Below are 21,591 nucleotides of genomic sequence, written 5' to 3'. Positions count from 1 at the left end.
GGCCCGCCCCGCAAACACAGGCGCCCCCCACGCACCCGCCAGAGCCGACCTACCCTTGCTGCCTTCCGGCCCTGGGGGAGTTCAGTCAGATAGCGCCGCGTGAGGGGCTGAGCCACACGTTACCCGATGTGGGGCCCTGGGAACGAGTTCGCAAGCACTCTCCCACGTCATGTAATGTTCTCTGCGGAGGATTCGCCTAGAGGCCTAGGGCGCACGCTTGGAAAGCGTGTTGGGGGCAACCCCTCACGAGTTCGAATCTCGTATCCTCCGCCAGTGCCTCACCGGGCACGATGTCGAAGGGCCCCACCGTTCGCGGTGGGGCCCTTCGACGTACATGGTGGCGATGCAGTGGGACCGGGCCCCGGCGAGGAGGAGACGTAATCCATGACAGCCCTGCGGCGCCGGTCCCGGTGGGAGCAGGTACCGGTCGTGGCGGTGGTGGCTCTCGGCGGTGGCACGGGGGCGGCGGGCCGTTACGGGGCCTCGCTGCTCTGGCCGGTCGCGGCCGGGGGCTTCCCGTGGACGACGCTGGCCGTGAACGCGGTCGGGTGTGCGGTCATCGGTGTCTTCATGGTGGTCATCAGCGACGTGTGGGCGGCGCACCGGCTGGTGCGGCCCTTCTTCGGCACCGGCGTGCTCGGGGGTTTCACCACCTTCTCGACCTACGCCGTCGACATCCAGCGGCTCCTGGACGAGGGCGAGACGCGGAACGGACTGACGTATCTGGCCGCGACGCCGGTGGCGGCGTTCGCGGCCGTGTGGCTCGCGGTGACGGTGACGCGCCGCGTACTGGCGTGGAGGCGGGGTCGACAGACCTCCGTGAGCAGGGGGCACGGCGCGTGAACTGGGTGCTGGTGATCATCGGCGGCATGGTGGGCGCACCGCTGCGCTACCTCGCCGACCGAGCCGTGCAGCGGCGGCACGACACCGTTTTCCCGTGGGGCACGTTCGTCGTCAACGTCGCGGGGTGCTTCGTGCTGGGGCTGCTGTCGGGTGCCGTGCCGGCCGGTGCGGCCGGCTCCCCCGTGCAGCTGTTGCTCGGTACCGGACTGTGCGGGGCGCTGACGACGTACTCGACGTTCTCCTACGAGACGCTGCGGCTGGCCGAGGACGGCGCCAGGCTCTTCGCCGCCGTCAATGTCGTCGCCAGTGTGGTGGCGGGACTGGGGGCGGCGTTCGCCGGGGTGTCCCTCGCGGACGCGCTGTGGGCGTGAAGTCCGCTCGCCGGGCCACGTGGGGCTGTGCGCCCCTCACAGGAAGACGAACCCGAGTTTTCGCCAATCTTGTTCCGGTGGGCTGATGCCCATGCCGGTGGGCACTGTTCTCGGCGGTCGGTGCCGTTCTTCGTGTCCTGCCTGGTCGCGGGCGGTGAGGGCGCCGTTGCGCAGAGTCTCCCGAGGGGTGGGGCGGGGCGAGGTTCGACGGGTCGGTGGGGGCGCCTGCCTGGCGGTTCTCCCGCTACCGGGAAGTAGCTTGAATGTGGCGCAATTCACTCTCTCCGCTTCGTCACTCTGTCACCATCGACCATCCAGGAACCAGGCGTCCGGACTGCGGCGGGGGGCGTAGCCATGGGACTGCTCGGCGACGAGCTCGCGTTCGCGCAGGCGCTGACCGCCCAGGAGCACGAGGGCGTGATGGCTCTCGGAAACCGCAAGCGCTACCCGGCCGACACCCACCTTCTGACCGAGGGCGACCGGTCCAGTCACGTCCTGATCATCCTGCACGGATGGGTGACCGTTTCCGTCGCCACGGACCGGGGCGCCACCCGGCTGATACTCGGTCTGCGCGGCCCCGGTGAACTGCTCGGCGAAATGGCCGCGCTGGACCGGCATCCCCGCAGCGCCACCGTGCGCACCCTGGGGCCCACCGAGGCCCAGGTGATAGGCGGGGACGCGTTCCGCCGTTTTCTCGCCCTGCACCCCCGCGTCAGCGGCCTGGTGATCCGTCAGCTCACCTTCCGGCTGCGCAGCGCCGACCAGGAGCGTTCCGCCCTCGCCTCGCTCACCGTGCTGCAGCGCCTGGCCCACCGGCTCATCGAGCTGTCGACGCCCGACAGCTCCGGCCCCGCCGGCCCCTATGCCCCCTCCTCGGCGCGCCCCGCCACCTCGTCGAGTACCGCCACCGCCGGGAGCGTCGTCCAGCTGGCGCAGGACGAGCTGGCCGCCACCGTGGGAGCGACCCGGGAGGCGGTCGCCAAGGCGCTGCGGCTGCTGCGTACCCAGCACATCGTGCGGACCGGCAACCGGATGGTGGAGATCCTCGACCCCGCGCTGCTCGCGCTTCTCGCGGACGGCCATACGGAGTAGAGCCGCGCTCCGCCGTGTGTAAACGGCTACAGACGGCCCTCGTCCCCGGGCCCGAAGGTGAGGGGGGACGGCAAGCAGACGGACCGGCAGGCAGCAGGGGGCACGGGTGAACGACGACGTCATGGATCTCGGCGAGGCGCGCTACGAGTTGGTCATCAGCGTCGACGCCAGACGTTCCGGGGAGTACGACGACGTCGACAAGCCGCGCATGCGGGCCCGGATCTACCGCGTCCTGGAGACGGCGTTCACGCACGCCAAGGTGGCGCGGGACGCCGTGCACATGGAGGACCGCGGCGACGGCGTACTGCTGGCAGTGGCCGGCCGGATCGCGGTGACCCGGCTGCTCGGCCTCTGGCTGGTCGAGGTCCACGAGAACCTGCGGGACGAGAACCGCGGCCTGCGGGTGCCTCTCGGCCTGCGGATCGCCATGCACGTCGGCCCGGTCCGGCACGACGCCCGGGGCATCAGCGGACGCGCGGTCGACCTCGCCTGCCGGCTGGCCGACTCCCCCGTCGCCCGGCGGCTGCTGGACGCCGAGAAGGCCGACCTGGTGCTGGTCGCCTCGAACTCCCTGTACGAGGACGTGATCAGCGGCGGCGGGAAGTTCATCGAGGCCGCGCGCTACTCGCCGGCCCGGCTGGAGCTGAAGGAGGGCGAGGTCACCGCCTGGTTCCACCTTCCCGGGCGGCCCGCTCCCGAGATTCCGGCCGAATCGTCGACGTCCGGTGCGTCGGAGGCGTCCGTCGGTGCGTCGGAGGCGTCCGCCCGTGAGTGGGAGACGTCCGTCGACGTGGGAGGCGGCGATGACGACGCCGGCGACACCGACGCCGGGCTCCAAGGGGCCCGCTACACCGTCTACGGCGACATGTCGCAGCACCACGACAACGTCTACCAGCAGCCCGTGCACATCGGCCGGATCACCGACCGTGACCGCTCACGGAAGGAGCGGGGCGAGTGAGCGACGAGCAGCGGGCGGACGGCGCGGGCGCCGGGAGCGGCGGGGGCGGCGGGCAGGACGCGCCCCGGAAGCCGGACGCGCCCCGAAAGCCGGACACACCCCGGAAGCCGGACGGCGCCCGGGCACCCGGACGCGACGGGAAGGACCGGGACAGCGGCAGGAACCGGGACGACGCCCCCCGGGACGACGGCGGCAAGGACCGGGACGGTGCGGCGGCCGGCGGGGACGACGCCGCCGCCGATCAGGAGCGGGAGGAACGAGAGGAGCGGGAACGGGAACGGGAGCGCGCTGCCGGGCGGTTCAAGGAGCACACCCGGGACCCGCTCGCCGAGGAACAGGGCGAGGACGCGCCCACCGACCTCGCCGCCGCCGCACGGACGCGCCGTGCGACCCGCATGCTGTTCGACGCGGGCCGGGACCTGCACACCTTCGACCGCTCGTACTTCGCCAGCGCCCACATCGGCGACATCCACCTGCGGATGGACGCCCACCGGCCCGGCTCGGCGCTGCGCAGCGGTCCCGTGCCCGACGAGGAGTTGCGCCGGCTCCGCCGGATCCACGTGGAGCCCGCGGGGTACGTGCGGCTGCGCGAGGCGCTCACCGCCCGTCGGCTGCTGGTGCTGGGGGCCGCACCGGGTACCGGACGCACCAGCACGGCGCTCTCCCTCCTCGACGAGGTCACCGGCCCGGCGGCGAACGGCGCCGAGCCGCGGTCCGGGTCCTGGGCCCGGGTGCAGCGGGTCGACCCGGCCGGCGGGGTCCGGCAGCTGGCCGACTCCCTGCGCGACGCCGACGGCAACGGCAACGGCAACGGCAACGGGGAGGGGGACGAGGAGGCGGGTCGTCTCTCCGGCTACCTGCTGGAGCTCTCCCTCACCCGGCCCGGCGCGTCGGTCCCCGACGAGATGGACCTGGACGGACTCGCCGCCGCCCTGGCGCGCCACGACGCCTTCGCCGTCGTCGTCGTCCCGGTCGGCTCGGCGGCCGACCCGCTGCTGAACGGGCGGTACGGCGCCCTCTGTCCGCCCGCACCCACCGGGGAACTGCTCACCACCCGGCTGCGGGAGCGGCTGGAGGAGCACACCACCGCGACCGGGACGGACGGGACGGACGGTGACCGCGCCGCCGGGCTGCTGGCGGACGCGGAGGCGCTGTGGGCCCGGCCGGAGGTCAGGGACGCCGTCGGACTGGACGACCTGCGCCCCGCCGAGGCCGAGGTGCTCGCCTCCCTGCTGGCCGGGCACGTGCTCGGGGAGCTGCCCCGGGAGGAGTTGCTCTCCGGCTGCCGCAGCCTCGCCGCCCGTCAGGCCCAGGAGTGGTTCGCCGGTGTGGACCGGGCGCTCGCGGCACCGGCCGGGGACGAGCCGGACGGCGAACGGCCGGGCGCGGCGGGCCTGTTCCACCCCGTGGCGTTCCGGATCGCGCTCGCCGTGCTGGGCGGCGCCTCGCACAGTGCCGTGGCCGCCGCCGCCCACCTGCTGACCTGGGAACTGTCCGTGCAGGCCGACCCGGACCGCACCCCCGCCCGCCCGCTGTTCTGCGACGATCCCCGCTCCGACCTGGCGCTCAGCCGGGCCGAGCTCAAGGACGGCCGGGTCGAGGTGGCCGGTGCGGAGGTGGCGTCGCGGCTGATCTGGTACCGGGGGCAGGCCCTGCCGTCCGCGGTGCTCAGCGAGTTGTGGGACCGGCACTTCGCCGTCCGGGCCCCGGTGGTGCGCTGGCTGCGGCTGCTGGCCGACGACCCGCGCTCCCAGGTGTGGATGCGGGCCGCGGTCGCCGCGGGCGAGCTGTGCGTACGGGACTTCGACCACGGCCACGCGGAGTTGATCCGTCCGCTCGCCGAGGCGGCCACGCCCCGGCGGCGGGTCTTCGCGGCCACCGCGCTGGACCAGGCCGCCGGTCACGCCTCGCACCGCCGCATCGTGCACAAGGTGGTCGGCGACTGGAGCCGGTACGGCACCAAGTCGCTGCGCTGGACCGCGGCCATGGCCCTGGGCTACGGCAACTCCGCGGCCACGACCGGCGACACGCTGGACGCGCTGGCCCGGATCGGGGTCCGCGACGACGGGGACCAGCTGGCGGTCGCCTCCTTCAACGTCGTACGGCTGCTGGCGCTCCCGGACGCGGCGGCCGTGCTGCGGCGGGTGTCCGACTGGACCCACCACAAGCGCGAGACCCACCAGGACCTGGGGCTGGTGACCACCGTCCGGCTCGCGCTCACGACGGTGGACGAGGTGCTGGCCGACGACGCCGGCTCCCCGCTGGGCGACCGCGGTGACTGGCCGCTGCCGCTCGCCCTCGCCGCGGCCCGCCCCGAACTCGTACGCCCCATGGCCGACCTGCTGTGGACCGCGCTCAACACGCCGCGTTCCAAGGAGGTGGCGACGGAGGCGCTGGAGTCGCTGCTGCGGTCGGCCGTGCGCGGCAACGGCGACGAGTGGACCCGGCCGGGGCTGGCGGCGCTGCTGCCCGCGGTGACCGGCGAGGAGCACGACCGGCGGCGGCTGGACTGGCTGCTGCGCCGCATGATGAACGATCCGGAGGATCCGCTCCCGGAAGCGCAGGCGCGCGCCCTGTGGTGGCTCGCCGTCGCGCCGCGGGACCGGACGCGCGAGGAGGTCAGGCATGGCTGAGGACGTGGGCGGGGCGGAGGCCGGGAAAGCGGGCGCGGGTCCCGCGGGCCCCTTCCTGCGGGAGTACGCGCCGACCGGCGGACACCCGCAGGTCAGCGCCCAGCGGGCCTCGGTGCTGTTCTACCGCAACGGCGGGTACAGCGTGGTCACCGTCTCCGGCACCCGGCACGTCGACAAGCGGACGTGGGCGCGGCCGTACAACGTCTGCGAGATCGCGCTCGGGACCTATCAGACGCGGCTCCAGATGGACCTCCCGGCGGCCGGCGGCGCCACCTTCTTCAAGGCCGAGGTGGACATCCACTGGGCGGTGACCGATCCCCACCTGGCCGCCGTCGAGGTCGTGAAGGACGTCGGCGGGCGGCTCACCGCCCCGGTGCTCGAGCGGCTGCGCGAGGTCACCTCGACCTACCGGGTGACCGAGGCCGAACAGGCCGACCGCGCCCTCACCCGGGAGTGCGCGGGCGGCCGCTGGGACAGTCTGGGTGCCGAACTCGGCCTGCGCGTACGGCTGTACGTCCGGCTGCGGGTGGACGACCGGACCATCGAGCACATGGACGAGATCCGCAACGCACGCGCCTCGGCCGAGCTGACCGGCGTACGGCAGGACGCGTTCCGCGCCATGCTGCGCGGCGGTGACCTGGAGCAGCTCAGCTACATGCTGGCCGCCGAGCCGGACAACGCCAAGGACTTCCTGGAGAAGATCCGCCAGGAGGGCCGGCAGGACGAGCGGGAGCGGGTGGACCGGCTCTTCGACATGGTCGCCAGCGGCCAGATCCAGTCCAACGACGTGGAGACGCAGGCCCTGAACCTCCTCAACCAGGGCCGCGGACGCCCCATCCAGGGCCCCGTCGGCGCGGTGCCCGCCCGCCGGGAGCCCGCGCGGCTGGAGCCCGCCCCGGCCGAGCCGTTCACCCCGGACTGGGTGGCGGACGAGCCGTCGTACGGGCCCGGGCCGGAGGGGGACGCCGAGGACCGGACACCGCGCCGTCGCAGACGCTCGCGGGACGACGGCTGGGACTGGGCGGAGGACGACCGGTGACCGCGCAGGACGGCGAAGCCACCACGGGGAGAGGCGAAGCCACCACGGGGGGCGGGGAAGCGACCACGGTGAGCGGGGGGCGTGCCTCCCCCGACCCGGACGGGTCTGTGCCGCACGGGGGTCGGCACTGCCCGGACCGGGCGGGGGAGCGCATCGCGGAACTGCTGCTGAACACGGTCCGCGAGGACCTGGGCCGGGCCGACTCCAAGGCCGCCGTGCTGCTGTCCGGGACGCTGGCGCTGCCCGCGTTCCTGCTCGGCTGGCACGGCGCGCCCGGCTGGCGCGGGCTCGTCGACGTGACGCTGCTGCTCGCCGGGCTGCTCTGGGCGGTCGCGGTGGGCGCGCTCGTCGGGGCGCTGATGCCGCGCACCGGCACGGTCCGCGGCGAGGACGGGGTGACGTACTTCGGTGATCTGGCGGCCTCCCGCGATCTCGCGTGGCTGTCCGCCCGGATCGCCGAGGCCGGGCGGGATCCCGCCGGGTGGCTGCTCGTCCAGGCCGTGGACGTCAGCGCGATCCTGACCGCGAAGTACCGGGCCATCCGCTGGGGAATGGGCGCCCTCGTCCCCTCGGCGGCGCTGGCCCTGGTCTGGGGGCTGACCGCGCGCTGACCGCGCGGCCGCGCAAACGACGCAGAGACGATCCAAGAACCAACGAGAACGCCGAGAACAACGCGAACCGCCGAGAACCAACGAGAACCAAGGGGACGCCCGTGCAAAGAGCCTGGGGAAGACGGCGGACGGGAAGAGGCCGGGCGCACCGCGCCACGGTCCTGGCGCTGGGCGGCGCCGCGGTGCTCGTGTCCCTGCTGACACCCACCGGCCCCGGCACCGGCAGTGACACCGGCCGGGACGCGGTGCCGGTCGCGGACTCCGAACCGTTCCCGTCGGTCAACTACGCGGTCGCCGTGGACGAGTCCGCCAGCCTCGCGCCCGAGGACATGAAGGCCGAGAAGGCCGCCGCCGCCCGCATCGCGCTGGGCGACGTGTCCTCGTCCTCCCACATCACCGTCTTCGGATTCGCCGCCGCCGAGTCCGCCGGCCAGCGCGCGGTGGACCCGGTGTGCCCGCGCACCACCCTGGACGCGGCGGGCCGCAAGACGATCGGCGCCTGCGTGGACAAGCTGCGCACCCGCAAGGAGAGCGAGGGCACCGGCACCGACTTCCCGACCGCGATACGCCAGGGCGTGCACGAACTCACCACCGGCACCGACGCGTCGGAACCCCGTGTGCTGTTCCTGCTGACCGACGGCAAGATGGACGTCACCGACAGCGAGAAGTACGGCGACCCCGCGCACCGCGAGGCCGAGGGCGAGCGGCAGCTGACCAAGGAGCTGGAGAACGCCCGCGCCCAGAAGGTGCAGATCTGGCCGCTCGGCTTCGGGTCCGAACCGGACAAGGCGCAGCTGGACCGGATGGCCGCCGGGGGCTATCAGGAGGGCTGTGTGAAGCTGCCCTCCGCCGCCCCGAAGGCGTACAAGGTCGCCTCCGCGAAGGACGTCGCCACCACCCTGGGGAAGATCTTCGCCGCCGCGCACTGCCAGCGTTACGAGGAGGGCCCCAGCAACAAGCCGCCGGCCACTCTGGAGATCGACATCTCGCCCCTGGCGACCGTCGGCAGCATCGTGGTCGACAAGGGCGACCCCGAGGTGCGGATCACCTACCAGGACCCCAGCGGCAAGTCGGTGCCCACGAACGGCACCCAGGGCAAGTCCCGCTTCGAACTGGCTGGCGGCGGCACCGTGGAGGCCCTGAAGATCGTCGACCCGCTGCCCGGCACCTGGCGGGTGAAGGCCGAGGCCCCGGAGGGCCACCGCTCGCTGCCCGTCGCGGTCAGCGTGCTGTGGCAGGGGGAGCTGCGCGGCGCCATCACCATGGACCCGCCCTCGCCGAAGCCCGGGGAGAACGTCACGGTGACGATGCGGCTGCAGACCCGCGAGGGCTACCAGATCAAGGACCCCGCGGACTACGCGGGACTGCGCGTCAGCAGCGAACTGACCGGGGACGGCTTCGCCCCGCAGGCCCTGTCCCTCACCGACGACGGCAAGGGCCCCGACCCGGAGGCGAACGACGGCTCCTTCAGCGGCTCGGTGCGCATCCCCGCCGGCGCCGACGGGGCGTTGAAGGTGGACGGCACACTGACCGCGTCGGGGCTGCGGGCGGACACCCGCAGCGAGCTCGGCCAGATCGCGCCCGGCGAGCTGCCCGTCACCACCGCGCTGGAGCTGCCCGCCGGTGACACCCACCCCGGCGGCAAGGTCACCGGCACCCTCACCGTCCGCAACAACAGCGACGCCCCGCACACCCTGCGGCTGTCCGTGGCCGACGTGCGCTCCGGGCTGCTGTCGGTCAGCCCGGGCGAGATCCAGCTCGCGCCCGGCGATTCCGGCACCCGGAAGGTGACGGTCACGGTCGCCCCCGCCGACGTCTTCGGCGACCGCCTCGGCGACGACGGACTGCGTCTGTCGGGCACCGTCACCGCCGTCGACACCACCGACGGCGACCGGACGCTGGTCCGCACCCCGCTCTCGGTGCAGATCACCCCCGAGCCCGGCTTCTGGGACAAGTACTGGTGGGCGGTGGTGGCCGCCGCCGCGGTGCTCGTGCTGGCCGTCGTCGCGGTGCTCGCCTGGGTACGGCAGCGCCGCGCCCGCAGGGACCCGTACGGACTGGTGCTGCGCCTGGTCTCCGCGGACGGCGACGTCCTCGGCGGTGACCACCTGGCCGGGCACGGACACAAGCAGTGGTACGAGTTCGCGCTCGTCGAGCCGCACCGCGCCCCGCGCATCGAGCGCCGGCCCCACGGCGAGTACGCCGTCCAGCGCAACCCCGAGGGCGGAGCGGTGCTGCGCAAGCGCGGCGGCGGGCGGACGCCGCTGCCGGTGCGGGGGCAGGTCCCGCTCACCGACACGGTGAGCCTGACCCTCGGCGAGGACACCCGCGCCCCCCGCAACCGCAGGCCGGCGGCCACGGCCCGGAGCGGGTCGGCGGGCACCCCGGGCTCCCAGGCCGGTTCCGGGACCGGGCAGAGCGGAAGCACGGGTGGCGCCTACGACTCGTACATGTGACACGCGGGGGGCGGGCGCGGCGACTTCGCGCCCCCCTCGCGCGCCGCGCGCACTCCAGGACGTACCGAGCAGGCGTATCGAGCAGGCGTACCGAGCAATGAACGTACCGAGCACGAACCTGCGGCCGCGACGGCCGTCAGCGGGGAGGAAACCATGAAGATCTTCCAGCCGATGCTCTTCGTCGGTCTGGGCGGCACCGGAGGCCTGGTCGGCGCCGAGCTGGAGCGCAGACTGCGCGCCGAGCTGTGCGGTCCCGACGGCCTGGCGCTCACCGGGCTGAACGGCTACGCGCCCTACCAGCTGCCCGACGGCCTCCAGTTCGTGTACGCGGACTACAGCGAGAGCGACCTGCAGCGGCTGCCGCAGTTCAACGTGGACCCGTCGCTGCGGGCCGCGTACGCCCGTACCTCCCGGGCCACCCACAACCTGCTGCCGAACTTCGACGCCTCGCCGGAAGTCACCAAGATGCTCCGGGCGAGCATGCGCGAGGAGGTCGCCGAATGGCTGCCGCCGCGCATCGACGAGCCGAAGGTCACCCCGCTGCACAACGGCGCGGGCCAGCTGCCCACCGTCGGCCGCGCGGCCCTGTTCGCCACGCTCCGGCACGGCCTCGGCCCGGTCCTCGAACCGCTGCTCCAGGCGATCGACCTGATGGCCAAGTCGGCGGGCGGGCTGAGCGAGTTCGGCGGCGGCAAGACCAACGGCTGTGACGTGTTCGTCGCGTTCTCGGTCGCGGGCGGCACCGGCGCCGGCATCTTCCTGGACTATCTGCACCTGATCAACCACGCGTTCCAGCTGCGCCGCTTCGACGGGGTGAAGATCTACCCGCTGGTCGTGATGCCGTCGTCGTTCTCCGCGGCCTCCGGCGGCGGGCGCGAGGCGGAACTCAACGCCGCCCGCGCGCTGGTGGACCTGTTCCGGCTGGTCGACGGACAGAACGCGCCGACCGAGGGCGCGGAGATCGGCGACCTCGACCACGACTCGGGGATGGGCATCCGCTACCCGGGCACCATGCCGATCCGGCTGCGCACCGGCATCCTGCCCACGGCGTTCCTGTTCAGCCCCACGGCCGGCATCCGCGCGGACGACCTGCGCCGCTCCATCGTCTCCCTGGTGATGTCGCTGATCGGCACCGAGCTCGGCGACGGCCGCTCCAAGGGCCGGACGATGGCCGCCGACGACGACTACCAGACCTTCGCCGCGAGCTTCATCAACCGCGGCGTGCACCGCAGCGCCGTGTCCCCCACCGGCATCGGACGGCAGGGCGTCTCCACCAGCCTGGTCGCCTCCATGACCGCGCCCATGGACCAGCTGGCCGACCTGGTGGCCGGCCGGCTGCTGCGGGAGGCGGTCACGGACCTCGTGGAACGGCCGCGCACCCTCCTGCGGGACAGCACCGTGCCGATGATCCGCCAGCTGTTCGCCGACTCCCACCTCGAGGAGCTCTGGGAACGCAGGCAGTTGGACGTCCCCGAGCCGGATCCGCTGCCGCGCGGCAGCAAGAACATCGAACGGGCGCTGGGCGAACGGATCGCGGACATGCAGCGGCTGCTGTCCGACCTGCGGGCCGACGTCACCCGCCAGGCCGCCGTGCTGGCCGACCGGTTCGCCCCCCGCCCCGCCATCGACAAGCTGCTGCAGACCGTGGACCCCTTCCTCGCCGAGCGCGTGGTGCGGGGCATCCCGGACAGCGACGAGCCGATCGCCCGGCTCGGGTTCCTCGGCATGCTGGACAACCGGGCCCGCGCCCCCCAGCGTCCGCCGGGCGTGACCGAGCAGCCGCCCAAGGCGCCGCGGATCAAGGGCCGGCTGGCCGGCATGTCCCCGGCCCGCTGGGGCGACGAGGACGTGCAGGCGGCCGTCCAGGAGCAGGACGACTGGTACCGGTGGCGCTGCCGCACGGTGTGGCACGAGGCGTGGCGCGAGCAGCAGCAGCACTGGCAGCCGCAGGCCGACACCGCCGGGGCCGACCTCGGACGCCTGGTGAACGCCTTCCGCAGGCACAGCGACCAGGAACGCAAGGCGTCCCAGCAGAAGGGCCTGGAGCTCTACGAGGACCGCACGGGCATCTCGTACCTGCTGCCGCCGCAGCGCACCCTCAACCACTTCTACGAGGACGTCGTCACCCGGCTGATCCGCCGGGAGAACCTGCGTGAGAACGACGACGAGGCCGCGCTGCTGCTCCGGCTGGTCGGCGGGGACACCTGGCGCACGGTCCACGCGCTCAGCCGCCGCAACCCCGAGGGGGCGGTGGCGACCGTCAAGGCGGTGCTGGAGGCCCGCATCACCCGGCTGTTCGCGGAGAGCGGGAAACGGCTGGAGGAGCGTCCGCTGCTGCCGAGCATGGGCACGCTGCTGGCCGCCGCGGCGGGCGACGCGAGCGCCACGGACCAGGTCAGCAAGGAGGCGCTCGACCTGTTCGGCCGCAAGCTGACCGGGCTGCTGCCGGTGGGCTTCACCCCGGAGGGGACCGGACCGCTGCGGGCACTGGTGACGTATCCGCGGGTGCAGGCGGTCGAGGAGGTGAAGGAGTACCTCGGCAAGACGCTGCGGCTGCCGTCGGACGCCAAGAACTCCGTGGACTACCGCGGGGTGGAGAGCGACTCGGTCACCGTGGTCCTCTTCCGCAGCGAGATGAGCCTCACCCAGGTGCCCGAGGCCCGCAAGGTGCTGCGCCAGTGGGCCCGCGCGAAGGACTCCGAGCAGGCCCACGACGTGCTGCGCTGGCGTCAGCGGCTCGGCTTCCGGGACAGTTGGATGGTGAGCAGCGAGGAGGACCGCCGCACCATCCTGCACCGGCTGCTGTGCTGCATGTGGAACGGCCAGGTGGACGTGGTCGACGGCGACACGGCCTCGCCGGCCCGCATCCGGCTGCGGCTCTTCCCCGAGGAGGGCTCTCATGTGCCGGGCGTCCGGCTGCGGTTGGGGGACTTTCCCGGCGGCGTGTCGAGCTGGGCGGAGCTGCTGCGCTCGTACGAACGCTGGACGGTCCTCGACGACGAGCGGACCGTGGAGGACTACTGCCGCGAGCTGATGGGGGCGCAGCCGGCCGGGCTCGCGCGGGCGGGCAGCGACCCGCACCCGCTCTTCGTCGAGCTGGTCGAGAAGATCGCCCCGCGCCAGCTGGAACTGCTGGCGGACCGCAGGAGGCGCGGCGGTGAGCGGGTCGAGGGCTGGGTCCGGCCGCTGTGGGAGTTCTGGGCGGAGACGCTGCCGGCCGCGCTGGACACCGAGTTCGGCGACCAGCGCGCCGTCCAGCCGACGCTGCGCACGCTGCTGGAGCACGTCCGCTTCGGCACGGTGACGCCCCGCCTTTCCGAGGAGCTGCCCGCACCCCGGCGGACCGCCCACGATGACGACGACTGGGGCACGGCCCCGCCCGAGACCTTCGCCGCGTACCGCGCGCGGAGCGACGAGGCACTGGGCCGGGACGACGCCGATGCCGCCGCCGAGCGGGGGCGTGGGACCCGGGCCGGGACCGGGTCCGGGGGTGACGGTCACGCCGAGCGCGGGCGCGGCGGGGGTGCGGACGGCCATGACGGACGCGGGCGGCGCGCGGCCGGGGGCGACTACGACGAGCCGTACGGGACAGGCCCCCGCCGCACACCCGGGGACGACCACGACGAGCCCTACGGCACCGGACCCCGCCGCACAACCGCGGACCACCACGACGAGCCCCACGGCACCGGACCCCGCCGCACAGCCGCGGACGACCACGACGTACCCCCGCGGCGCACGCCCGCGAACGGCTATGGCACCGGGCCACGGCGCACGCCCGTCGCCGACCCCGACGAGCCGTACGGCACCGGCCGTGGTGAGCGGTACGACGATCCGCCGCGCCGCACACCCGCGAGCGACCGCGACGCCCCCTACGGCACCGGGGCCCGCCACACGCCGGTGGACGACTACGGCACCTCCGCCCGCCCCGAACCCGCCGACGACTACGGCACCTCGCCCCGCCGTGCACCCACCGACGACTACGACACCGGACCGCGCCGTGCACCCGCGGACGACTACGACACCGGGCCACGTCGCACGCGCGACGACGACTACGACGAGCGCCCCCGCCGTGCACCCGCCGACGACCGCGCCGAGCCCTACGGAACCTCGCCGCGCCGCATGCCCGTGAGCGATCGCGGTGAGTCGTACGGCGGCGGGCCCCGTGCGGAGCGGTACGCGGACGACGCGCGGGAGGACCGGGACGGCTGGGGCACGCGGCGCGCCGGTGCGAACGGTGCGCGGACGGACGACCGCCACCCCTACGGCGCGGACCGCGACGGCGGCGACCTGGCCGCCGCCGAAGACGGTGCCGAGGACCCCCGCACGCCGTGGGACAAGCCGGAGGACACCGGCGCCCACGACCGGGACCGCGACCGCCACAACCCGTGGGACGGTGACGCGCAGTGAGCACGCCCGAGGAGTTCGGCTCCGTCATCCACCTCGACCTGCGCTCCGGCGCGGCGGAACTCGACACCCCGCCGGCCCTGCGCGCCCGGGTCGCCCGGCAGTTGGGCCAGGCCGGCCTGCCGGATCCCGACGACCCCCTGTTCCTGGTCGTCGACACCCCGGCCGGGCTCACCGACCACCAGCTGCAGTACGAACTGCTCACCGGCTACCGCGCGGTGGGCGAGGTCAGGATCCTGGTCCTCCTGGTGGGCAGCGCGCCGGGCTCGTACGCGGGTGAGGACGAGGCGTTCCAGCCCGACCGCCGGCTGGTGCGGCCGGCGGTGCTGCGCGCCTCGGGCTGTGCGCTGCTGTGGGCGGGCGACCTGCGTTCCGCCCGTACGGCACTGGAGCAGCCCCTGCCGGACGACCCGGCGGCGCTCGCGGTCCTGGTCGACGTGCTGTCGGTGCCGGACGTCTACCTGACGGTCCTCGACCGCCTCGAGGACCTGCCCGACGCCGTCGCCGCACCCGGGGTGCGGCTGCTGGAGCAGGACCTGCCCCCGGAGGTGCGCGACCGGGCCTGGCGGGACGCGCTCGCCCGGTTCGCCGGTGAGGACACCGAGCTCGCGCCGGACGTCCTGGCGACCGCCTCGTCGGGAGCCGACCTGCCGGAGCCCCTGCGGGGCCTGGTGACCGGCCGGGGCGCCCGGGACCAGCAGCACCGCGACCCCGGCGGGGTGGCGGACGACGCGTACCGCGCGTGTGAGGACGCCATCGACCGGGCCGAGGAGGCGCTGGCCGGGCTGGGGTCCCTGCCGGGGCTGCTGCGGCCCGCCCGCCGGGAGGCGTTCGAGGCGGACGTCGACCAGGCGCGGCACGACCTCGACTCGTACCGGGAGCTCGTGGGCGCCGCGCTGCGCGGCGGGGGCGCGACGGCGTCCGCCGCCGAGGCGGCGGCCCGGCTCGCGGCCCTGGGGCTGCGGGTGCCCTCGGCGGAGGGCACGGGCGAGCGGATCGGCGAGGGCCTGAAGGAGTTCGCCGGGAAACTGCTGGGCCAGGGCCTGACCCTGCGGTCGGTGGCCCAGCGCTTCACCGGCCTGGCCGGGCGGGTGGAGCCCGTACCGGGTACGGCACTGCTGCCCAGGCTCGCCGCCTGCTCCTCCGGTGACGTGACGGGCGCCGCCGGTGACCGGAACGGACCGGGAGGCCGGGAGGGCGGCCCGGCGACCGGCGCGGAGGCCGTCGGTCCGGCGGCCGCGGCCGTCGCGGGCCTGCTCGGCGCGCTGTGGCAGGGGCCCCTGCTCGCGCTGGCGCTCGCCGTCCCGCTGCTGTTCATCGGCATGGCGGTGCTCGGCACGGCCCGGCTGCGGGACACCGGGCGTCCGGGCCGCTGGGCCGTGGCCCCCCGGGTCGCGGCCGTCGTCGGCGCGGCGGCCGGCGCGGCACTGGCGTATGCGACCGATCCCTCGCGCTGGGTGAGCACCGTGAGCCTGCTGCTGGCCCTGGGCATCGCGGCCGAGACGGTACGCCGGCTCTGGCGCGCGGCGGCCGGTTCCTGGGCCCCGGGCCACGCCACCGCCGCGCTCCGCCGCGCCCTGGAGGAACTCGACGCGCTGCTCGCCGAGGCGGTCCGGGAGCACTGGGCCGTGGAGGAGCGCCTGTACTGCGCGGACGCGGCCCGGTCCGTCGCCGGCATGCTGAGGGCCACGGCCGCCGCCGCGGAGGCCGAGGCGGCACCCGAGCCGGAGCGGCCCGTGACCGTCGGCGGGGCCGACACCGGCACGCTCGCCGAGGACGACTGGCTCTCCAGCACCTCGGTCCTGGAGACGGACGCCTTCGCCGGGGACGACGCCGACGCCGACTGGGCGAGCGCGTACGCCCGGCCCGCGTGGGACGAGCCGGCCGGGGAGAAGCCGGGTGGGGCCGTCGGGGCCCCGTGGGAGGACCGCGCCGCGAGCGCGCCGCGCTGGCTGGACCGGGAGAACGGCGAGGGCGGCCCGGAGCTGGTCGCCACGCTGGCCGCCGACCTGACGGACGCCGCGCTGGTGGCGATGGGCCCGTACTGGGGCGCCGTGGAGCGCGGTCAGGCCGGCACCCTCGCCGTCCGCCGCACCGAGGAACGGGTGCGGGAGCTGCTGTCGGCCGCCCGCCGGCATCTGCGGCACAACGGCGTACTGGCGCCGCCGCCGTTCGCCGCCTCCCGCCGCGTCCGCGCCACCTCGGCGAGCCTGCTGGGCACCGACCCGCGCGGGCTCGCCGAACTCGTCGGCACGGAGGCCGACCGGCAGGCCGTGGTGCAGCTGTCCTCGCCCGAACAGGGCACGCTGCTCAGCCGCGACCCGGCCGCCGCGGTGTGGATCAGGTTCGCCCCGCGGGCCGTGCGGGACGAGATCGAGAAGGCCTGGCAGGCGAGCGGCGCGACCCAGCCGGGGGTGCTGTGGACGTCGTCGGGACGGTACGCCGGCCTGCTGCGGCTCACCCCGCTGCGGATGGGCGTGGTCGACACCGTCCGGCCCCGCCACAGCCCCGGCACGGGCGGGACGGACCCGTACGGGCAGCCGGACCCGCCGTACGGCGCGCGGAACCCGTACGACCGGCCCGCCTCCTACGACCGCGCCCCTTCGTACGACGGTACGGCGGCCTCGTACGACCGATCTCCCTCGTACGACGGGACGGGAGCACCCCACGACCGGCCCGCCCCGTACGACCGGCCCGCCGCGTACGACGAGACGGACGCCTACGACCGGCCCGGCCCGTACGACGAGACGGACCGGTACGAGCGCACGGGCGACCACCACCCGCCGTACGACCGGACGGACACGTACGACCGGACGGACGCCTACGAGCGCACGGACACCTACGACCGTGCCAACCCGTACGAGAGCCACGACCCGGCCGACCCGGCCGACCCGCACGAGCGAGGGGACGGCGATCTCCGGTGACCAGCACTACCCACCGGCACACGACGGGGCCCGGCGGTCCGCGGGCGGCCACGCTCGCGTTCTCCACGCCCTCGGGGGCGCGCCGCGTCGCCCCCGTGCGCCTCGGGCCCGAGTCCCGTCGTGATCCCCTGCTGCCCCAACTGGTCCGCAACGGCCTGCTCGACGACGAGGGACAGCAGTGCGTGCAGGTACGCCTGACCACCGCCGACGCCGCGCACCCGGGGGCACGTGAGCTGCTGGACACGGAGGCCCGCACCGCCCTGTCCCTGCACCGGGCGCTCGACGACACCGAGTACGCGGGGCTGTTCCCCCGGATCATCGGCCACGACCTGGACGCGGCGGAGCCCTTCCTGCTGTACGCGGCACCGCGCGGCACCGCCGCCGCGCGGACCCACGTGATGTCCGCGACCGACCAACGGGGTTTCACCCGGGACCTGTTGCAGGCCCTGTACGTGCTGGAGCGCCAGGGCCTGGTGCCCTGCGGCGTCTCGCCCGCCACCGTGCTGTGGGACGGCGCCTCGGCCCAGCTCTGGGGGCTGGAGGGGGTGGCCCGGACCGGACGGCCGAGGCGGCCCTGGGGCCGGTCGCCCTACTGCTCGCCCGAACAGCGCCGGGGCGAGGGGCTCACCGACCCCCGGGACGCGGTGTGGAGCGCCGCCCAGGTGCTGTACCAGCTGGTGACCGGCCGGCCCGGCCACGCCGACCGGGCGCCCGCCGACCTCGACGAGCACCGGCTGCTCGCCCGGACGCTGCGCGACGCGTTCGCCCCGCGCGCCGCCGACCGGCCGACCCCCGCCGAACTGCTCGACCTCCTGGCACCGGGCGCCGCCCGCCGCGTCGCGCTCGCCACCCGCGCGGCGGCCGAACCGCGTTCCGGTCGGGAGGACCCCTTCGAGCAGGCGCTGCGGCTCAAGCGCCGGGCGTCCGCCACCGCCGCGGAGCCCGATCCGAAAGCAGCGGCCGGGGACGGTGACGGCGGCGTGCTCTGCCCGTACTGCCTGGAGACGATCCGGCTCGACCTCACGGCGCTGTACGTCACCGACAGCAGGATGCAGTACCAGCCCCTGGACCCGGCCGGCATCGGCAACCCCCTGCGCCGCCAGGACGTCATGCGCGGCGCCGTCCAGAAGTGCGCGGCCGACCCGGACTTCCCCGAGCACTTCATTCCGGTGCCGTACCTCACCTACGGGCGTCCGCTGACCGTCGCGATGGTCGGCCAGTCCTCCACCGGCAAGAGCCATCTGCTGACCCAGATGATCGCGGCGATCACCGACGGCGGCCTGGAGCCGTTCGGCCTCAAGTGGCAGTCCGTCAACCCGGAGCAGCACGCCCGCTTCGTACGCGAGCGCGTGCAGCCGTTGCGCAACGGCCAGGTCCTGGACCACACCGCCGGCGTCGGCCTGGACGGCTTCGCCCGCTTCGTGGAGTCCCTGCTGATCACCGACGCCCACGGGCGGGTGCGTCCGGTCGCCTTCTTCGACCTCGGCGGCGAGGACCTCGTACGGACCGACGCGGCACTGCGGTTCCTGCTCGGCATCGACGCCCTGGTCTTCGTCGTCGACCCGGCGCTGGCCCTCCCGCTGCCGCACCTCGACCATGCCAGGGAGCGGCTGGGGGTGGAGGTGAACCGGGACGGCGACCTCGCCTTCGGCACCGTCCTGGACCGGCTGCCCAAGAACGGCCCGTACCTGGACGTGGCGGCCGCGATGGTGCTCGGCAAGGCGGACCTGCTCCGGTTCCAGCCGCCCGTCGACCGGTGGCTGGACCGACCCCCGGCCACCTCCCTGGACACCGCGCTGGTGCGGGAGGAGAGCAGCGACGTCCACCGGCTGCTGCACCAGCACGCCGGCCCGGCGTGGCTGCGTCCCTTCGACGCGATCCGCCGCTGCACCCTGCACGTCGCCTCGGCCACCGGCGGCCAGGAGGACCACGGCCGCTACCCGGCCGGCGCCGGTCCACGGCGGGTGCTGGAGCCGCTGCTGTCGCTGCTCGCGATGCACGGACTCATCGAGGTGCCGGGCGGCGCCGACACGTTCACCGTGGGCGAGACGCCCGCGTTCGAGGCGGTGCCGGTGGAGGACGCCCGAGGAAGGGAGCGGACATGAGTGACGTGCAGAGCGGAAACCCCGGCCGCGGGGACTCGGTCACCGGACGGGCACCGGGCGGTGGCACGGACTCGGTGCACCAGGTCGTCTTCCGGTGGGACGGCAACCACGGCCGCCAGGGCACCGGCATGAACGCCGTCGCCCGTTCCTGCACGGCCGAGCGCGCCGAGGAAGTGGGCCGGGAGCTGGGCCCGCTGCTGTGGGTGTCCGGCGCCGCGGCCTCGCGGCCGAGCACCGTGCGTGTCCTGCCCCGCGACGGGGGCGTCATGCTGGTCCGCCGCTGGCCCACCACCGACCGGGGCGGCCGGCCCAGTACGGTCAGCCATGTCCTGGTCGGCGGGCCGGGGACCCTGAAGACGCGGCAGTGCCTCGCTCTGGCGTACGGCGGCTGGGGCCGGCAGGAGGTCGCCGAGACGGCGACCGGCCGGCAGCACCCGGTCGACTACGCGCAACTCGACCGGCTCGCGCGCCAGCGGCTGCCGGAGATGCTGGAGCGCCTGCCGACCGTCAGGGACACGCTGAGCGTGATCACCGCGGAGTGGCTGCGCGACCCGGCCCAGCGGGTGTCGTTGCTGACGGAACCCGGGGAGCGGCGGACCGGCCACCCGGACCGGGACGAGACCGCGCTGGTCTGTCTGGGGCTGTTCCTGATCTTCGAGCCCTGGCTGCGGCAGGACTGGACGTTCGCGACCTACGACGCGGTGGACACCCATCCGCTGCGGCTGACGTGCGTCCCGCGCTGGGAGCCGGACACCGGGGGCTCGGGCCCCCTGGCCCGGGTGACCGGCCGCCCCGTGCCCGACCCCGGTTTCGAGCACTGGGCGGCGGACCGGCTGGTGGACCACCTCCTCGCCCACCCGCAGGCCCGACCCGGGGTGCCGCAGCTGGTCGACGAGTTCGCCGACGGGGCGACGTGGGACTGGCCACGACGTCAGGAGCGGCTCCGGGAGATCCTCGGCCCGGGACGACCGTCTCCGTCCATGGGCCGGCCGTATCCGTCGATGAGCCGTTCGGAAGTTCCGGCGCACGCACCGGCGCCGGCCCCGTCTCCCGTCCCGGTCCCCGAACCGCTCCCCGAACCGGCTTCCGACCCAGCCTCCAACCCGGCCCCGGCCCCGGACCCGGACCCGGGCCAGGGAAGAGACCGGGCAACGGACCCGGCGACGCTCGCCCCCGACCCGTACTCCGGCCCCCCGCACGCGGTTCCGCGCCCCGCCGCCCCGTATCCGGACCACCAGCCCGCCCCGACCTCGCCGCAGTACGGCGACCCGTACTACTCGGAGGCACCCGCCCGGGAGCCCGGCCTCACGGGCCCCGGCGTCCCCCGGCACGATCACGACAGCACCGGCGACCGCGGCCCCGACCGCGACCAGGACCGCGACCGCGACCGCAGTCACGACCGCGACATGCACGCCCTGCGCCAGGAGCTGCGGGACGCCCAGCGCAGGGACCCCATGCGGCGCCAGGTGATGCGGACGCAGCTGCGCGCGCTGCCCGACGAGCCGCTGGTGCGGGAGCTGCGCGCCGAGGACCTGCCGCCGGACTCCGTCGACCTCCTGCTCGACGAGCTGGGCGACCCGCACCGCGTCGCCGCGCGGCAGGAGGCGACGCGGCACGCGCTGTGCGAGCACGTGCTCCGCAAGAACCTGTACTTCGCACCGCACGGCGAGCCCGGTGGCCCCGTGTCCAGGACGGCCATGGCCGACCGCGCGGCCCACCTCTTCACCTGGGCCGTCGCCCCGCTGGCCCGCGACAGCCGCTATCTGACCGACCTGCGGGAGCTGCTGCACCGCATGCTCCGGGACCCCAGCGTCACCGCGAGCAACTGGCTGCACAAGGCCATCGTCGCGCCCGCGGACGGCCAGGCCCCCGACCTGCCGCCCGCGCTGTGGCAGCAGATCGTCACCGACGCGCTGCAACGCCACACCGGCCCGTCCGCCGTCCCCCCGCAGCCGGCCCCGGCCACCGGTGCGGCGCCGTCCCTGCGGGCGCCCTCGTCCTCCGCACCGGCTCCGGAGCGGCCCGACTTCACGGCCCGGCTCACCGACCTGCTGTACAAGCCCGGTTGTGTCATGGGAGTCGGCGCGGGGGTGATCGTCGTCCTCGTCGTCATCACCCTCGTCGCGCTCTTCGGCTGACCGGCGCCCTTGCACCG

The 21,591-nt window shown here is 74.8% G+C and carries 12 protein-coding genes, 1 tRNA gene and 1 other RNA gene; 13 read left to right on the top strand and 1 reads right to left on the bottom strand.

The window, feature by feature from the left end:
* Window positions 1-16: 16 nt before the first annotated feature.
* Window positions 17-111, bottom strand: an RNA gene (gene ffs, locus ACIGO6_RS15465) — signal recognition particle sRNA small type.
* Window positions 112-185: 74 nt separating this feature from the next.
* On the opposite strand from ffs, the gene ACIGO6_RS15460 reads away from it, so the two are divergent.
* From ACIGO6_RS15460 to ACIGO6_RS15400, 13 genes are all read left to right on the top strand, one after another.
* Window positions 186-273: transfer RNA gene (locus ACIGO6_RS15460), tRNA-Ser, on the top strand.
* A gap of 111 nt (window positions 274-384) precedes the next feature.
* The gene (gene crcB, locus ACIGO6_RS15455; RefSeq protein WP_399875752.1) at window positions 385-843 is read left to right on the top strand and encodes a fluoride efflux transporter CrcB; all 459 of its coding nucleotides are present in this window, start codon (window positions 385-387) and stop codon (window positions 841-843) included.
* Entirely contained in the window at window positions 840-1,214 is a 375-nt protein-coding gene (gene crcB / locus ACIGO6_RS15450) for a fluoride efflux transporter CrcB (protein ID WP_399875750.1), read from the top strand. The genes crcB (ACIGO6_RS15455) and crcB (ACIGO6_RS15450) overlap by 4 nt, the downstream gene beginning before the upstream one ends.
* Before the next feature lie 354 nt (window positions 1,215-1,568).
* Entirely contained in the window at window positions 1,569-2,306 is a 738-nt protein-coding gene (locus tag ACIGO6_RS15445; protein WP_399875749.1) for a Crp/Fnr family transcriptional regulator, read from the top strand.
* A 106-nt stretch (window positions 2,307-2,412) separates the two neighbouring features.
* Window positions 2,413-3,264, top strand: a complete 852-nt coding sequence (locus tag ACIGO6_RS15440) for a hypothetical protein (protein ID WP_399875747.1) — start codon at window positions 2,413-2,415, stop codon at window positions 3,262-3,264.
* Complete coding sequence (locus tag ACIGO6_RS15435) at window positions 3,261-5,897, top strand: hypothetical protein (protein WP_399875745.1); 2,637 nt, start codon at window positions 3,261-3,263, stop codon at window positions 5,895-5,897. Before ACIGO6_RS15440 ends, ACIGO6_RS15435 begins: the two co-directional genes overlap by 4 nt.
* Complete coding sequence (locus tag ACIGO6_RS15430) at window positions 5,890-6,936, top strand: hypothetical protein (RefSeq protein ID WP_399875743.1); 1,047 nt, start codon at window positions 5,890-5,892, stop codon at window positions 6,934-6,936. The genes ACIGO6_RS15435 and ACIGO6_RS15430 overlap by 8 nt, the downstream gene beginning before the upstream one ends.
* Window positions 6,933-7,547 carry a Pycsar system effector family protein gene (locus ACIGO6_RS15425; protein ID WP_399875742.1) on the top strand — a complete coding sequence of 205 codons (615 nt, stop codon included), beginning with the start codon at window positions 6,933-6,935 and terminating at the stop codon, window positions 7,545-7,547. Before ACIGO6_RS15430 ends, ACIGO6_RS15425 begins: the two co-directional genes overlap by 4 nt.
* Window positions 7,548-7,648: 101 nt before the next feature.
* The gene (locus ACIGO6_RS15420; protein ID WP_399875740.1) at window positions 7,649-10,003 is read left to right on the top strand and encodes a VWA domain-containing protein; all 2,355 of its coding nucleotides are present in this window, start codon (window positions 7,649-7,651) and stop codon (window positions 10,001-10,003) included.
* A 153-nt stretch (window positions 10,004-10,156) separates the two neighbouring features.
* The gene (locus tag ACIGO6_RS15415) at window positions 10,157-14,410 is read left to right on the top strand and encodes a tubulin-like doman-containing protein (RefSeq protein ID WP_399875738.1); all 4,254 of its coding nucleotides are present in this window, start codon (window positions 10,157-10,159) and stop codon (window positions 14,408-14,410) included.
* A complete protein-coding gene (locus ACIGO6_RS15410; protein WP_399875736.1) occupies window positions 14,407-17,331 on the top strand; it encodes a hypothetical protein in 2,925 nt (974 codons plus the stop codon). The genes ACIGO6_RS15415 and ACIGO6_RS15410 overlap by 4 nt, the downstream gene beginning before the upstream one ends.
* Entirely contained in the window at window positions 17,328-19,436 is a 2,109-nt protein-coding gene (locus ACIGO6_RS15405; RefSeq protein ID WP_399875735.1) for a hypothetical protein, read from the top strand. Before ACIGO6_RS15410 ends, ACIGO6_RS15405 begins: the two co-directional genes overlap by 4 nt.
* Window positions 19,433-21,574: a hypothetical protein gene (locus tag ACIGO6_RS15400; RefSeq protein ID WP_399875733.1), complete on the top strand. Its 2,142-nt coding sequence runs from the start codon at window positions 19,433-19,435 to the stop codon at window positions 21,572-21,574. Before ACIGO6_RS15405 ends, ACIGO6_RS15400 begins: the two co-directional genes overlap by 4 nt.
* Window positions 21,575-21,591: the final 17 nt, after the last annotated feature.

Source organism: Streptomyces sp. NPDC053750, from assembly GCF_044544295.1.
In the GTDB taxonomy this organism is placed as follows: domain Bacteria; phylum Actinomycetota; class Actinomycetes; order Streptomycetales; family Streptomycetaceae; genus Streptomyces.
The sequence above is the reverse complement of the archived record's forward strand: the minus strand, read 5'-3'. Positions and strand labels throughout refer to the sequence as shown.